The sequence below is a fragment of the Kribbella amoyensis genome (genome assembly GCF_007828865.1).
GTDB classification, from domain to species: domain Bacteria; phylum Actinomycetota; class Actinomycetes; order Propionibacteriales; family Kribbellaceae; genus Kribbella; species Kribbella amoyensis.
Map to the genome: position 1 here is coordinate 5,226,250 of NZ_VIVK01000001.1, position 13,495 is coordinate 5,239,744.

The 13,495-nt window shown below is 71.2% G+C and carries 13 protein-coding genes; 9 read left to right on the forward strand and 4 right to left on the reverse strand.

The features are described from left to right. Window positions 1-4: 4 nt before the first annotated feature. Window positions 5-388 carry a hypothetical protein gene (locus FB561_RS24465; RefSeq protein WP_145810650.1) on the reverse strand — a complete coding sequence of 128 codons (384 nt, stop codon included), beginning with the start codon at window positions 386-388 and terminating at the stop codon, window positions 5-7. Next, a complete protein-coding gene (locus FB561_RS24470; RefSeq protein ID WP_145810652.1) occupies window positions 385-915 on the reverse strand; it encodes a hypothetical protein in 531 nt (176 codons plus the stop codon). Before FB561_RS24470 ends, FB561_RS24465 begins: the two co-directional genes overlap by 4 nt. A gap of 122 nt (window positions 916-1,037) precedes the next feature. Here FB561_RS24470 and FB561_RS24475 point away from each other — a divergent pair, with 122 nt between their 5' ends. The 5 genes from FB561_RS24475 to FB561_RS24495 all read left to right on the forward strand — a co-directional run bounded on the left by FB561_RS24475 (window position 1,038) and on the right by FB561_RS24495 (window position 8,993). Further along, on the forward strand, window positions 1,038-1,634 hold the full coding sequence (locus tag FB561_RS24475) for a hypothetical protein (protein ID WP_145810654.1): 597 nt from the start codon (window positions 1,038-1,040) through the stop codon (window positions 1,632-1,634). An 80-nt stretch (window positions 1,635-1,714) separates the two neighbouring features. Further along, window positions 1,715-2,566, forward strand: a complete 852-nt coding sequence (locus tag FB561_RS24480; protein WP_238335033.1) for a hypothetical protein — start codon at window positions 1,715-1,717, stop codon at window positions 2,564-2,566. Further along, window positions 2,566-4,206: a DNA polymerase Y family protein gene (locus tag FB561_RS24485; protein ID WP_145810655.1), complete on the forward strand. Its 1,641-nt coding sequence runs from the start codon at window positions 2,566-2,568 to the stop codon at window positions 4,204-4,206. The genes FB561_RS24480 and FB561_RS24485 overlap by 1 nt, the downstream gene beginning before the upstream one ends. A gap of 45 nt (window positions 4,207-4,251) precedes the next feature. Next, the gene (locus tag FB561_RS24490) at window positions 4,252-7,698 is read left to right on the forward strand and encodes an error-prone DNA polymerase (RefSeq protein ID WP_145810657.1); all 3,447 of its coding nucleotides are present in this window, start codon (window positions 4,252-4,254) and stop codon (window positions 7,696-7,698) included. A gap of 305 nt (window positions 7,699-8,003) precedes the next feature. After that, window positions 8,004-8,993, forward strand: coding sequence for an NAD(P)-dependent alcohol dehydrogenase (locus tag FB561_RS24495; RefSeq protein WP_145810660.1), 990 nt, complete (start codon window positions 8,004-8,006; stop codon window positions 8,991-8,993). A 6-nt stretch (window positions 8,994-8,999) separates the two neighbouring features. Here FB561_RS24495 and FB561_RS24500 read toward each other — a convergent pair whose 3' ends face one another. Both FB561_RS24500 and FB561_RS24505 read right to left on the reverse strand, forming a co-directional pair. Further along, window positions 9,000-10,202, reverse strand: a complete 1,203-nt coding sequence (locus FB561_RS24500; protein ID WP_145810661.1) for an RNA polymerase sigma factor — start codon at window positions 10,200-10,202, stop codon at window positions 9,000-9,002. Next, a complete protein-coding gene (locus tag FB561_RS24505; RefSeq protein WP_145810663.1) occupies window positions 10,199-10,573 on the reverse strand; it encodes a YciI family protein in 375 nt (124 codons plus the stop codon). The genes FB561_RS24500 and FB561_RS24505 overlap by 4 nt, the downstream gene beginning before the upstream one ends. Before the next feature lie 252 nt (window positions 10,574-10,825). Here FB561_RS24505 and clsA point away from each other — a divergent pair, with 252 nt between their 5' ends. Genes clsA through FB561_RS24525 form a run of 4 tightly spaced genes read left to right on the forward strand, consistent with a single transcriptional unit; the run spans window position 10,826 to window position 13,492 of the window. Further along, entirely contained in the window at window positions 10,826-11,425 is a 600-nt protein-coding gene (gene clsA, locus FB561_RS24510) for a cardiolipin synthase ClsA (protein WP_145810665.1), read from the forward strand. Beyond that, on the forward strand, window positions 11,422-12,258 hold the full coding sequence (locus FB561_RS24515) for a DUF881 domain-containing protein (RefSeq protein ID WP_238335034.1): 837 nt from the start codon (window positions 11,422-11,424) through the stop codon (window positions 12,256-12,258). The genes clsA and FB561_RS24515 overlap by 4 nt, the downstream gene beginning before the upstream one ends. Beyond that, window positions 12,255-12,587 carry a small basic family protein gene (locus FB561_RS24520; protein WP_130379362.1) on the forward strand — a complete coding sequence of 111 codons (333 nt, stop codon included), beginning with the start codon at window positions 12,255-12,257 and terminating at the stop codon, window positions 12,585-12,587. The genes FB561_RS24515 and FB561_RS24520 overlap by 4 nt, the downstream gene beginning before the upstream one ends. A gap of 2 nt (window positions 12,588-12,589) precedes the next feature. Beyond that, a complete protein-coding gene (locus tag FB561_RS24525) occupies window positions 12,590-13,492 on the forward strand; it encodes a DUF881 domain-containing protein (protein WP_238335035.1) in 903 nt (300 codons plus the stop codon). Window positions 13,493-13,495 lie beyond the last annotated feature (3 nt).

Below are 13,495 nucleotides of genomic sequence, written 5' to 3' on the forward strand. Positions count from 1 at the left end.
CTTATCAGGCCACCGGAGTCTCGTGCACGCTCAGCCACCGTACGCCGTGCCGCGCGCCCTCGTCCGGTACGAGGACCGCGGTGACCCGGCGGAGCGAGGTGGGGGAGTGCCGTTCGAGGAAGCGCACCACCGAGGCGTCCGCGGTACGGATCACCACCTCGAACTCCTCGATCCCGATGGTCATCCCCGGGACCGCGTTCCGCGCGCCGGCCAGCGCCCGCGTCAACGTCGGCAGGTCGAGTGTCCGGCCCTCGATCGTGACCAGGCTGAACTCCGGCCGGTGCATCGCCTCGAACGTCGCCAGCACCTCCGGATCCGCCTCGCTGCCGAGCCAGGCGGCCAGGTCGTCGTGGTGCCGGCGGACCTCGGCCTCGAGCAGATCGGTCATCCGCGGACCTCCCGTCGCAGGTCGTCCAGGGTGACGACGGACTCGAGCTCGGCATCGCTCAACTGGTTGATCAGTGCCTTGGCCCGCTGCGCCTCGGGTGTGGTCGGCAGCGCGCCGGCCAGCAGGTCGGGCAGCAGCAGCTCGTACCCGCAGCGGGCGCGCGGGGTGTACCGATGCCGGGTCCGCGCCACCGCGGACGCCACCCGGATCGCATGCTCGTTGCCCGGAGCAACGTCCGGCCGATCGGTCTCGCGCGCGGCGAACCGGAACCCGTTCGCCAGCTCGCACCGCGAACACCCGGTCGGCCCGGCGCCCAGCGAGGACCCGCACTCCGCGCACGTGGACCGCTTCAGCGCGGCGTCCACCACGCGCCAGTCGAACTCGGACGGATCCTGCAGCACGATCTCGGCCAGGCCGTCCTCGTCCGCGGTACCGAGCTGCGTGCGCAACGCCTGCCAAGCGGCGTCGATGCTGTCCTCCACCTCACGCAGCGCCGCCCGGAACCGCGGATGCTCGATCCTCGACATGCGGTGAGCTTAGGTCCTGTCCGGCAATCCCCGTCTGCTGCCCGGCTCGCCACGGCGCTGGACTATTAGACAAGACCTAGTGGTCATCCTGGTTTGCCCCGCGTGCTTTGTACTCTTCGTGCGTGAGTCAGTACTCCAGTCCACCGCAGGCCGAATTCCGGATGGCCGGCAGCACCCACGGCCGGGCGTTGGCGCCGATGGTGCTGCTGCTCGTCCTGTTGGCGGTCGTGCTCCTGCTGCTCGGGTCGCTCGGCGGTCTGCTCGTCGGGATCCTGGTCAGCGTGCTCGGGACCGGCCTCGCCTTGGCGTACCTGCTGGTGAAGCTCCGCCGGACGGTCGCCGCGAACGTGCTGCGCCTCGACGGCTACGGGATCCACTGGGAGGCCGGCGGGGGAGTCGTCCACCAGCTGGCCTGGCCCGACCTGACCGGGATCGGCCCGGTCAACGTCCAGCTCACCCCGCGCCGGCGGCTTCACGTCGGCCCGGTCCCGCGGTCCTACCAGGCGTCGATGACCGACCACGGGCTGCACGGCTGGTCGATGGTCACGCTGCCGGCCCAGGTCCCGGCGGTGATGCGCCAGGCACTGACCGCGATGCCGGTCGACCAGGCGTCCGGAAAGCGGCACATCGGTGTCCCGCTGGCCTCCTTCGACCCTTCCTGGCCACAAGGCCCGATCGGCGCCTGGATCCGCGCGTACCGCCCTGATCTGCTGCCCTGATCTGCTGACCTGAGCCCGGCGTGACCGGGCCGGTGGACGGCCCGATTGACATGTTCGAACAGGTGTTCGAACATGGATCTGTGACGGGGAATCCAGCGGTCGACGAGGCGCGACCGGCTCAGCCGAGCCGGGTCACCGCGCTGGATCAGGCACGCACGCTGCTGGCGCGCGCCAAGGAGCAGAAGGCGGCCCGGCTGCGGGCGGCCGAGGAGGAGCAGGCGGCGCCGGTGCCACTCGGCCGCGGCCGTGAGGTGATCGCGCCGCGGACGACCGAGAGCCGGGTGCAGCAGGCGCTCGACACCGCGAGCATCGACCGGGCGCTGCCGACCCTGCCGGCGGTCTCCGAGCTGCTTTCCGGTGCCCCCTTGCGCGGCGGCGCGGTGTACTCCGTGCGGGGGTCGGCCGCGTTGGTGATGGCGATGATGGCCGGTCCGTCCGCCGACGGGGCCTGGTGCGGGGTGGTCGGGATGCCGTCGTTCGGCGTCGAGGCGGCCCGCGCGCTCGGCGTCGATCTCGAGCGGCTGGTGCTGGTGCCCGACCCGGAGCGGGACTGGCTGAGTGTGGTCGCGGCGCTGGTGGACGCGTTGACCGTCGTGGTGGTCCGGCCGCCGGGCGAGGTCACGCCGGGGGAGGCGTCCCGGCTGGCGGCCAGGTTGCGGACGCGCGGGGCGCTGCTGATCGCGGTCGGGTCCTGGCCGGGGAGTGAAGCTCGGCTGGAGGTTCAGGGCAACACCTGGACCGGACTGGGGGCCGGTGAGGGCTATCTCACCGCCCGCCAGGCCACCGTCGCCGTCACCGGCCGCGGTGCCGCCGTCCGGCCGACCCGCCACCATCTCTGGCTCCCGGCGCTGGACGGTGCGATCCGTTCCGTCGAGCCCCAGGCCACGCCGTTGTCGGAGACCCCTGCCTGGCAACAGGAGGCGACCGGCTGATGGACCACGTTCTCTCTCCTCCGGCCGATGCCCGCGGGAAGGACCGGGAGCAGACCCGGACGATGGTGGTGTGGGTGCCGGACTGGCCGGTGACGGCGGCGGCCACGGCGGCCGGGCATCCACCGGACACCCCGGTCGCGGTGCTGGTGAAGGGCAAGGTGCTGGCGAGTTCGGCCGCCGCCCGGGCCGAGGGAGTGCGGCGCGGATTGAAGGCGCGGGACGCCCAGTCGCGGTGCCCGGAGCTGGCGGTGTTCAAGTACGACCCGGTGATCGACGCCCGCGCGTTCGACCCGGTGATCGGCTGCCTGGAGGCGCTGACCCCGGGCATCCAGGTGATCCGGCCCGGCATGTGCGCGCTGAAGGCCCGCGGCCCGAGCCGGTACTACGGGAGCGAGCCGGCCGCCGCGGAGAAGCTGCTCGACCGGCTGGAGACGTTCGAGGTCCCGGGCAGCCGGGTCGGGATCGCCGATGGCCCGTTCGCCGCGGAGCAGGCCGCCCGGACCGCCTCGGAGCGGAGCAGGGTGCACGTGGTGCCACCGGGTGGTTCGGCCGAGTTCCTCGCGCCGCTCACCGTCGACGCGCTGGAGCGGCCCGAGCTGACCGATCTGCTCCGCCGGCTCGGTCTGCGGTCGCTCGGCGCCTTCGCGCGGCTGCCGGCGACCGAGGTGCTGACCCGGTTCGGTCCTGACGGCGCGTTCGCGCACCGGCTGGCCCGGGGTGGTGACGACCGGCCGGTGGTGGCCCGGGAGGTGCCGCCCGAGCTGGCCCGCAAACTGGACTTCGAGCCGGCCGTGGACCGGGTCGACCAGGTCGCGTTCGCGGTCCGGGCAGTCGCGGACGAGCTGATCGATCGGCTGACCGAGCTCGGCCTGGTCTGCACGACGCTGCGGATCGAGGTCGGCACCGAGTCCGGCCGGGTGCACGAGCGGGAGTGGTTGCACCCGCGCTGGTTCAGCGCCGCGGACGTGGTCGACCGGGTCCGCTGGCAGCTCCAGGGCAGCGGGACGGCGACCAGCGAGCTGACCTCGCCGGTGGTGAGGCTGCGGCTGATCCCCGAGCAGGTCGACCCGGTCGGTGCGCACGTCGACGGGCTGTGGGGCGGCGGTCCGGACGAGCGGATCCACCGGGCCCTGTCCAGGGTGCAGAGCATGCTCGGCCACGGTGCCGTCGTCACCGCGGTGGTCGGCGGCGGCCGGGGATTCGTCGAGCGGCAGACCCTGGTCCCGTGGGGCGACCGGCCGATCCCGGCGCGTTCCCCGGACGAGCCGTGGCCGGGTTCGCTGCCGGCCATCTCGGGGACGCCGAACCGGTGGCCGACCCCGGCGCCGAGCACGGTGTACCCGTCCCCGCTGCCGGCTCTCGTCCTGGCTGCCGACGGCCGGCAGATCGCCGTGAGTGCCCGCGGTCTGCTGTCCGGCGACCCGGCCGCCTTCCGGCTCGAGCCGGCGCCCCAGGTGGCCGACAGCAGCAAGCTGCATCCGATCACCGCCTGGGCCGGGCCGTGGCCGGTGGAGGAGCGCTGGTGGGACGAGGAAGCCACCAATCGGCTGGCCCGGTTCCAGTTCGTCACCGCCGAGGGCCGGGCCTGGCTCTTCACCATCCGCAACACCAACTGGTACCTGGAGGCGAGCTATGACTGACGTCTTCGGTGCCGGTCGGCCGTCAGCGGTTGGCGGTGAGCGCTGATGGGCTGGGACAACCCGCCGATCCCGTGGTCGGAGCTGGAGCGCCGGCTGTCGGACCGGTCCCGGCCGCCGTCGCCCGCGGACGAGTTGCTGGAGGCCGACGGCGGGGACGGGCCGGCCTGGTCGCGGCACCGCCCGCCGTACGACCCGGATCCGGCCGACAAGCCGAAGCCGCCCGACGGCCCGGTGGTGCCGTACGCCGAGCTGCACTGCCACTCGTACTACAGCTTCCTCGACGGGGCGTCCTCGCCGGAGCAACTGGTCGAGGAGTCCGTCCGGCTCGGGCTGAGCGGGCTCGCGCTGACCGACCACGACGGCTTCTACGGTGTGGTCCGGATGGCCGAGGCCGCCGAGGAGTACGCGAGTCTGCGGACCGTGTTCGGCGCCGAGCTCTCGCTCGACCTGACCAAACCGCAGAACGGCATCGCCGATCCCGAGGGCAGCCACCTGCTCGTCCTCGCCGAGGGCCAGCAGGGGTACCACCGGCTGGCCGGCGCGATCACCGAGGCGCAGCTGCGCGGGCAGGAGAAGGGCCGCCCGAGCTACGACCTGGAAGAGCTGGCCGCGATCGGCGAGGACAGCTGGCTGGTCCTCACCGGCTGCCGCAAGGGCCTGGTCCGGCGCGCCCTCGAGCTCGGGGGTCATGCCGACGGGCCGGCCGCGGCCGCCCGGGAGCTCGACCGGCTGACCGCGCTGTTCGGCCACGACCGGGTGGTGGTGGAGCTGATCGACCACGGCCTGCCCACGGACACCAGCCGGAACGCGATCCTGGCCCGGCTGGCCGCCGACCAGGGTCTCCCGGTCGTTGCCACGAACAACGTTCACTACGCGCAGCCACGCCGACACAAGCTGGCCGCCGCGATCGCCGCGGTCCGGGCCCGGCGGTCGCTGGACGCGATGGACGGCTGGCTCCCACCCGCCGGGACGGCCCACCTGCGTTCGGGGGAGGAGATGCTCGCCCGCTTCCATCGGTACGACGGAGCCGTCGCGCGGTCGGTGGAGCTGGCCGACCAGCTCGCGTTCAGCCTGCGCGCCGCCAAACCGAGCCTGCCGCACCAGGAGGTCCCACCGGGTTTCACCCCGATGGACTGGCTGAAGAAGCTGTGCCGTGACGGGGTGAAGAAGCGCTACGCGGACAAGCCGGCCGAGTTGTTCGAGGAGGCGGAGGTCCGGGTCGAGCGGGAGCTGACGGTGATCGAGGACTTGAAGTTCCCCGGGTACTTCCTGATCGTGCGCGACATCGTCATGTTCGCCAAGCGCAAGGGCATCCTGTACCAAGGCCGGGGCTCCGCGGCGAACTCGGTGGTCTGCTACGCGCTGGAGATCACCGCGATCGACCCGGTGTTCTACAACCTGCCGTTCGAGCGGTTCCTGTCCGCAGCCCGGGACGAGGAGCCGGACATCGACGTGGACTTCGACTCCGACCGGCGCGAGGAGGTGATCCAGTACGTCTACGGCAAGTACGGCCGCCGCAACGCCGCCCAGGTCGCGAACGTGATCACCTACCGCCCGAAGCTGGCCGTCCGCGACATGGCCAAGGCCCTCGGGTACAGCACCGGCCAGCAGGACGCCTGGTCCAAGCAGGTGGACGCGTGGGGCGCGGTCCGCAGCAGCATCGACCACGACATCCCGCCCCCGGTGGTGAAGCTGGCCGAGGACCTGCTGAAGTTCCCACGGCACCTCGGTATCCACTCCGGCGGCATGGTGCTCACCGACATCCCGGTCGGCCACGTCGTCCCGATCGAGCACGCCCGGATGGAGAACAGGACCGTCCTGCAGTGGGACAAGGACGACTGCGCCTGGATGGGCCTGGTCAAGTTCGACCTGCTCGGCCTCGGCATGCTCGCCGCCCTGCAGTACGCGATGGACCTGATCCGCGAGCACCTCGGCGAGGACTGGACCCTGGACCGGATCCCGAAGGAGGAACGCGGCGTCTACGACCAGCTCTGCCACGCGGACTCGGTCGGCGTGTTCCAGGTGGAGAGCCGGGCCCAGATGAGTACGTTGCCGCGCTTGCGGCCGCGCAGCTTCTACGACCTGGCGATCGAGGTCGCGCTGATCCGGCCCGGCCCGATCCAGGGTGGCGCGGTGCACCCGTTCATCCGCCGCAAACTCGGCGACGAACCGATCACCTATCTGCACCCGAAGCTGGAGCCCGTGCTCCGGCGGACCCTCGGGGTACCGCTGTTCCAGGAGCAGCTGATGCAGATCGCGATGACGGTCGGCGGCTGTACCGGCGAGGACGCGGATCTGCTCCGGCGGGCGATGGGGTCGAAACGCGGGGTGGAGAAGATCTCGTCCCTGCGCGCCAAGCTGTACGACGGGATGGCCGAGCACGGCATCACCGACGACACGGCCGACCAGATCTACGAGAAGATCGAGGCGTTCGCCAACTTCGGGTTCGCCGAGTCCCACTCGATCAGCTTCGCCCTGCTCGTCTACGCCAGCACCTGGCTCCGCCTGCACTACCCGGCCGCCTTCCTCGCCGCTCTGCTCCGCGCCCAGCCGATGGGTTTCTACTCACCCCAGTCCCTGGTCGCCGACGCCCGCCGCCACGGCGTCACGGTCCACCGCCCCGACCTCCAGACCTCCCTCGCCCACGCCACCCTCGAGCCGATCCCTGTCTCGGAGCTCGGTGAAGTTGCTGCCGGCAACGACAGCTGTCTGCTGCGGGAGCAGCCACCGGTGGGGGAGTTCGACCCGAAGCGGCCGTTCGACGCGGACGCCCACCGGCGGGACGGGACGCACGCCGTCCTGCTCGGCCTCGCCGGCGTGAAGTCGATCGGGACCACGGTCGCCGAGGCGATCGTCGAGGAACGCGAGAAGAACGGCCTCTACACGGACATGGCCGACCTGGTCCGCCGTACCGGCCTGACCGCGGCCCAGGTCGAGGCGCTGGCGACAGCGGGCGCGTTCGACTCCTTCGGCCTCTCCCGCCGCCAAGCCCTGTGGAACGCGGGCCGCGCCGCCGAGGAACGCCCCGGCCACCTCACCGGAGTCAGCACCGCCGGACCCCCACCGATGCTGCCCGGCATGAGCGACATGGAGACCACGATGGCCGATCTCTGGGCCACCGGCATCTCACCCGACGACCACCCGATCCGCCACGTCCGAGCCACCCTCGACTCCCGCGGAATCCTCCGCGCCGACCAACTCCGTACCGCCGAAGAAGGCACCAGGGTCCTGGTCGGCGGTGTCGTCACCCACCGCCAACGCCCCGCGACAGCAGCCGGCGTCACCTTCCTCAACCTGGAAGACGAAACCGGCATGATCAACGTCATCTGCTCAGCCGGCGTCTGGAACCGCTACCGGAGAACAGCCCGCGAATCCAGCGCCCTGATCATCCGAGGCCGCCTGGAACGCTCCCAAGGCGTCACCAACCTGATCGCCGACAAACTGGAACGCCTCCCCCTGGCCGCCAGAACAGCCTCCCGAGACTTCCGCTAACCCCCGCCAACCACCACCGCATGCTTGTACGCCCACAGGTTCACCTCCGCCGCACCGACAACTCGGGACCGTGAACACGAAATACCTTGTCCGAGGTCCCGGGTAATTGTCCGGGCCGGGCGACGACGACCTCGGCGGGTGGAAGATCTGGGGTTGTCCCGGATGGTCGGTGGGGGCTGGGCGGGTTACGGTCGGGGAGGCTGGTAGCTGGGGGCGGGCCGTGGTGGGTCGGTAGGTGGTGTGGTTGCGGTGTCGGCGAGTCGGTAACGGGCGTCGGCCAGCACCTCTCTTCTTGGGGGAGAACTGTGAAGGCGATCGTGCAGGACCGGTACGGCGGCCCTGAGGTGCTTCGGGTGGCCAATGTGGGGGAGCCGGAGCCCCTTGAGGACGAGGTGCTTGTCCGGGTCCGTGCGGCCTCGGTGAACGCGCGGGACTGGCACGTGATGCGCGGGGACCCGTACATCGCGCGGGTGATGGACCGGAAGACGTTCGGACGGTACGGCCCCAACGTCAGGATCCGCGGGACCGACTTCGCCGGGGTGGTGGAGGCGGTCGGGCCGACGGTGCGCGGGTTGCAGCCGGGGGACGAGGTGTACGGCGAGGCGGAGGCGGCGTTCGCGGAGTACGTGCTCGCGGCGGACAGCGTGGTCGAGCTGAAGCCGGCGCGGTTGTCCTTCGAGCAAGCGGCCGCCCTCCCGACCGCGGCGAACACCGCCTTGATGGGACTCCGCGATCTCGCCCACCTCGCATCAGGGCAGCGCCTCCTCGTCAACGGTGCGTCCGGCGGCGTCGGCACGTACGCGGTCCAGATCGGCAAGGCGTACGGCGCTGACGTGACCGCGGTGTGCAGTACGCGGAACGTCGATCTCGTCGACTCGCTCGGCGCGGACCGGGTCATCGACTACACCCGGGAGGACTTCACCCGCGGGAGCGCCCGGTACGACGTGGTGCTGGACCTGGTCGGCAACCACAGCCTGTCCGCTCTCCGCGGAGTACTCACCGACGGCGGCCTCCTGATCCTGTCGGGCGGTGGTGTCAGCCGGGGCGGGAGCGTGTTCGGTCCGATGAAGCTGCTGATCCAGGGCCAGCTCACCGCCCGCCTGGCTCGCCGGCACCGCATCGCCCTGCTCACCGCGGTCCCGGCCAAGCAGAACCTCACCGCCCTCAACAACCTCGTCCAGGCCGGCCAACTCGCATCGGCCATCGACCGCACCTATTCCCTCGCTGAGGCCGCCGAAGCCATCCGCTATCTCGAAACCGACCACGCCCGCGCCAAGGTCGTCCTGACGGTCTGATCCAGATCAGAGCGACTTCGCCCGGGACTCCAGGTAGCGCTTCTCCGGGACCGACAAGGTCAGGCGGGCGGCCTCCTCGTACGACGACCGGGCGGCTTCGTGGTCGCCGGAGAGTTCGAGGAGATGGGCGCGGACGGCCGGTACCCGGTGGTGGTTCTTCAGGTCGATGGCCTCGAGTTGGGGCAGGGCGGACTCGGGGCCGTGGACCATCGCCACCGCGACGATGCGGTTGAGGCTGACCATCGGACCGGGGAAGACCGACTCCAGCAGTTCGTACAGCATCAGGATCTCGCGCCAGTCGGTCTCCTCGGCGCGGAGCGCGCTGTCGTGGACGGCGGCGATCGCGGCCTGCAGCTGGTACGGACCGACCGGCGCGGACTTCAACGTCGCCGTGACCAGGTCGGTGCCCTCGGCAATCATCCCCTGGTCCCAGAGCCGGCGGTCCTGATCGGGGAGCGGTACCAAAGCGCCGCCGGCCGACGTACGAGCGGGCCGCCGCGCGTCGGTCAGCAGCATCAGCGCGAGCAATCCCGCGACCTCACCGTCCTCGGGCAGCCGGGCGCGGAGCTGGCGGGTGAGCCGGATCGCCTCGGCGCTGAGCTCGACGCGGTGCAGGGCGTCGCCGGAGCTCGCGGTGTAGCCCTCGTTGAAGATCAGGTAGAGCACCTGCAGGACGGCGGCCATCCGATCGGCCAGCTCCTCGGCAGGCGGCAGCCGGAACCCCGCACCGCCCGCCTTGATCGACGACTTCGCCCGGCTGATCCGCTGACCGATCGTCGACTCGGGCACCAGGAAGCCGCGCGCGATCTCCCCGGTGGTGAGGCCGCCGACCGCCCGCAGGGTCAGCGCGATCTGCGACGGGGGAGTGAGAGCGGGATGGCAACACAGCAGGAACAAGGTGAGCGTGTCGTCGACGTCCGGCGCGGGCGCCGGATCGGCCGGCTCCGTGGCGGCGACCGTTTCCTCGCGGCGCCGGCGGGCCGCCTCGTTGCGCAGCAGCTCGATCCGGCGGCGCGAGGCCACGGTGATCAGCCAGCTCCGCGGGCTGTCCGGGACACCCTCGACGGGCCACTGGGTCGCGGCGGCCAGCAACGCCTCCTGGACCGCGTCCTCGCAGGTGTCGAACCCGCCGTACCGCCGGACCAGCGGGCCGAGCACCTGCGGGGCCAGCTCGCGCAGCAGGTCCTCGATCGCCGGGTCCGGACTCATATCCCGAGGAAGCTCAGGTCCATGATCGGCCGCACCTCGACGATGCCGAAGCCGCTCGCCTCGGGCACCAGCGCGGCGTACTCGCAGGCCTTCTCCATCGACTCGCAGTCGACCAGGTAGAACCCGGCCAGCTGCTCCTTCACCTCGGCGAACGGCCCGTCCGTGGTCAGCACCCGGCCGTCGCGCACGGCCACCTGTTTGGTCTGGTCCGCATCGGCGAGCGCGTCGTGGGCCAGGTTCGCCCCGGCGGCGTCGAGCGCGGCGTTCAGGTCGCGGTACCCCTGGACGCCCTCGCGGCGCTGCTCGTCGGTCAGCGTCCCCCAGATCTTGCGCGACTCCGGGTTGTCGTAGATCAGGATCAGGAACTTCACACCGCCCCCTGTGTCTTGTCGGTGCCCTCACCATAGAGGCCGCCGGGGACCATCCCAGCAGGCCGCGACGCGTCGCGCTTTGGTCTCGATCGGGTCACCGGTGGGTGACGTGCGTAGCCGCGGCCGGCCGGTGCCGTTCGAGTATCAGGGGCCAATCCGGGCTACCCCGGTGTGGCCGGGGCGAAACCTGGTGGTGCGCCCCAGTAGAGTTGCGGACGGGACAGGGGCGCTACAGGGGAAAGGGAGGGTCGCGTGCCGGACTTGGAGGTGTCCGACCGGGTACTGACGATCCCGAACGCACTCAGCATTCTGCGGTTGCTGGGTGTGCCGCTCTTCCTGTGGCTGGTCCTCGGACCGGAGGAGGACGGCTGGGCCCTGCTGGTGCTCGCGGTCTCCGGTTTCACCGACTGGGCCGACGGCCAGATCGCCCGGCGGATGAACCAGACCACCCGCCTCGGCCAGATGCTCGACCCGGTCGCCGACCGTCTCTACATCTTCGCCACCGTGCTCGGCCTGGCGCTGCGCGACATCATCCCGTGGTGGCTGGCGATCGCGCTGCCGCTGCGTGACCTGTTGCTCACGTTCACCCTGCCCGCGCTGCACCGCCGCGGCTTCAACGCGCTGCCGGTGCACTTCCTCGGCAAGTCGGCGACCTTCTGCCTGCTGTACGCGTTCCCGCTGCTGTTGCTGGGCGACGGCGACAGCACGCTGAACCTGCTGGCCCGGGTGTTCGGCTGGGCGTTCGCGATCTGGGGAACCGCGCTGTACTACTGGGCCGGCGCACTGTACTTCGCGCAGCTGCGGCACCTGATCCAGACGGTCAAACCGGTCGGCGAACCAGGTGGATCGTGACTCAGCAGGCTCCACCTGGTCAGCGCCGCGTCGACGCGTCGATGTCGCTGCTGAACAACCTGATGGCCCACCCGCTGGACGAGGGGTACGCCGTCGCCGCGCGGACCCGGCCGGCGCAGGGGCGGCCGAACCGGTCCCGGCACCGGATCATGCTGGTGGTCGCGTTCACCGTGCTCGGCTTCCTGCTCGCGATCGCGGCGTCGCAGAACTACCGCAGCGCGCCGGCCGCCGACAAGGAGCGCAAGGACCTGATCGCCCGGGTCGAGCAGGCCGACACCCGGCTGAACGACCTGCGCGGCCGGCAGACCAGCCTGGCCGACGAGGTCCGCAGACTGCAGGCGAGCGGCCTGGCGAACTCCGACTCGGGCGCCGCCCTGCAGCAGCGGCTCGACGACCTGGAACTGCAGACCGGCGTGGTCGCGGTGACGGGCCCGGGGCTCAAGGTGGTCGTCGACGACGCCAAGAACGCGGACAACAAGGAGGGCCGGCTGCTGGACGTCGATCTGCAGCAGCTGGTGAACGGGCTGTGGACGGCCGGCGCCGAGGCGATCTCGGTGAACGGCCACCGGCTCACCTCGCTGACCGCGATCCGCGGCGCCGGCAGCGCGATCACGGTCGACTACAGCTCGCTCACCCCGCCGTACACGGTGCTGGCGATCGGTGAGACCGCGACGTTGCCGGCCCGGTTCGCGCAGAGCTCGGGCGGCCAGTGGGTGCAGTACCTGGTCAGCAACTTCGATGTCCGGATGACGACCACGACGGAGGACTCCTTGCTGGTGCCAGCCGATGCGACCATCGCGCTGCGGTACGCGAAGGTGGGTGGGCCCAGGTGATCGCCGTCCTCGGCCTGGTGATCGGCGTCGTGGTCGGCCTGCTGGTCGCGCCCGACGTGCCGGACTGGGCCCAGCCGTACCTGCCGATCGCCGTCGTCGCCGCGCTGGACGCGGTCTTCGGCGCCCTGCGTGCTTTCCTGGACGGGATCTTCGACGACAAGGTGTTCGTCGTCTCGTTCGTGTCCAACGTGCTGATCGCGGCCCTGATCGTGTACCTCGGTGACCAGCTCGGCGTCGGGTCGCAGCTGTCCACCGGCGTGGTGGTCGTGCTCGGCATCCGGATCTTCACGAACATGGCCGCCATCCGCCGTCACATCTTCCGGGCCTGATCATGACCGACGACCAGCACGAACCACCGGACCCGGCCGACCAGGCCGAGCAGGCCGAGCTGACCGCCAAAGCTGAGCAAAGGGCTGAGCCGAAGGCCGAGCAAGCGGCTGAGCCGAAGGCCGCGTCGGCGCACCCCGACGCGCCGACCCCGATGCCGAAGCCGAAGAAGACGCCGAACCTGGCCTGGCGCCGGTTGAAGGCCGGGTTCAAGCCGTCCCGCGGTCAGGCGATCGTCGCCGTGGTGCTCGCGCTGGTCGCCTGTATGGCCGTCGTCCAGGTCCGGGTGAACCGCGCCGACGACGGGTACCAGAACGCCCGCCGCGAGGACCTGATCGCGATCCTGGACGGCCTGAACCAGAACAACCGCCGGCTGGAGAGCGAGATCACCGAGCTGGAGGACCGGAAGAACACCCTGTCGTCCAGCGCGGACAAGGCGCAGACCGCCCGCGAACAGGCCGAGCAGCAGGTCCGTACCCTCGGCATCCTGGCCGGTACGCTGCCCGCGCAGGGCCCCGGCGTCCGGATCACGCTGAACGACCCGGACGGCAAGATGCAGGCCGGCAACCTGCTCGACGCGATCGAGGAACTCCGCGACGCCGGTGCCGAGGCGATCCAGATCAACGGCACCGTCCGGGTGGTCGCCAGTACCGACTTCGTCGACGACTCGCCCGGTGTCCGGATCGACGGCGAGCGGGTCGCGTCGCCGTACGTGATCGAGGCGATCGGCGAGTCCCACAACCTGGCCGAGGCGGCCAACTTCCCCGGTGGTCTGGTCAGCGAGGTGACCGGCCCACAGATCGGCGGAACCGCCGAGGTGACCGAGTTGCCGCAGGTCCAGATCTCCGCCTTGCACGCCCCGGAGGAGCATCGCTACGCTCGCCCGGCGCCCAGCCCCACCAAGTGAGAT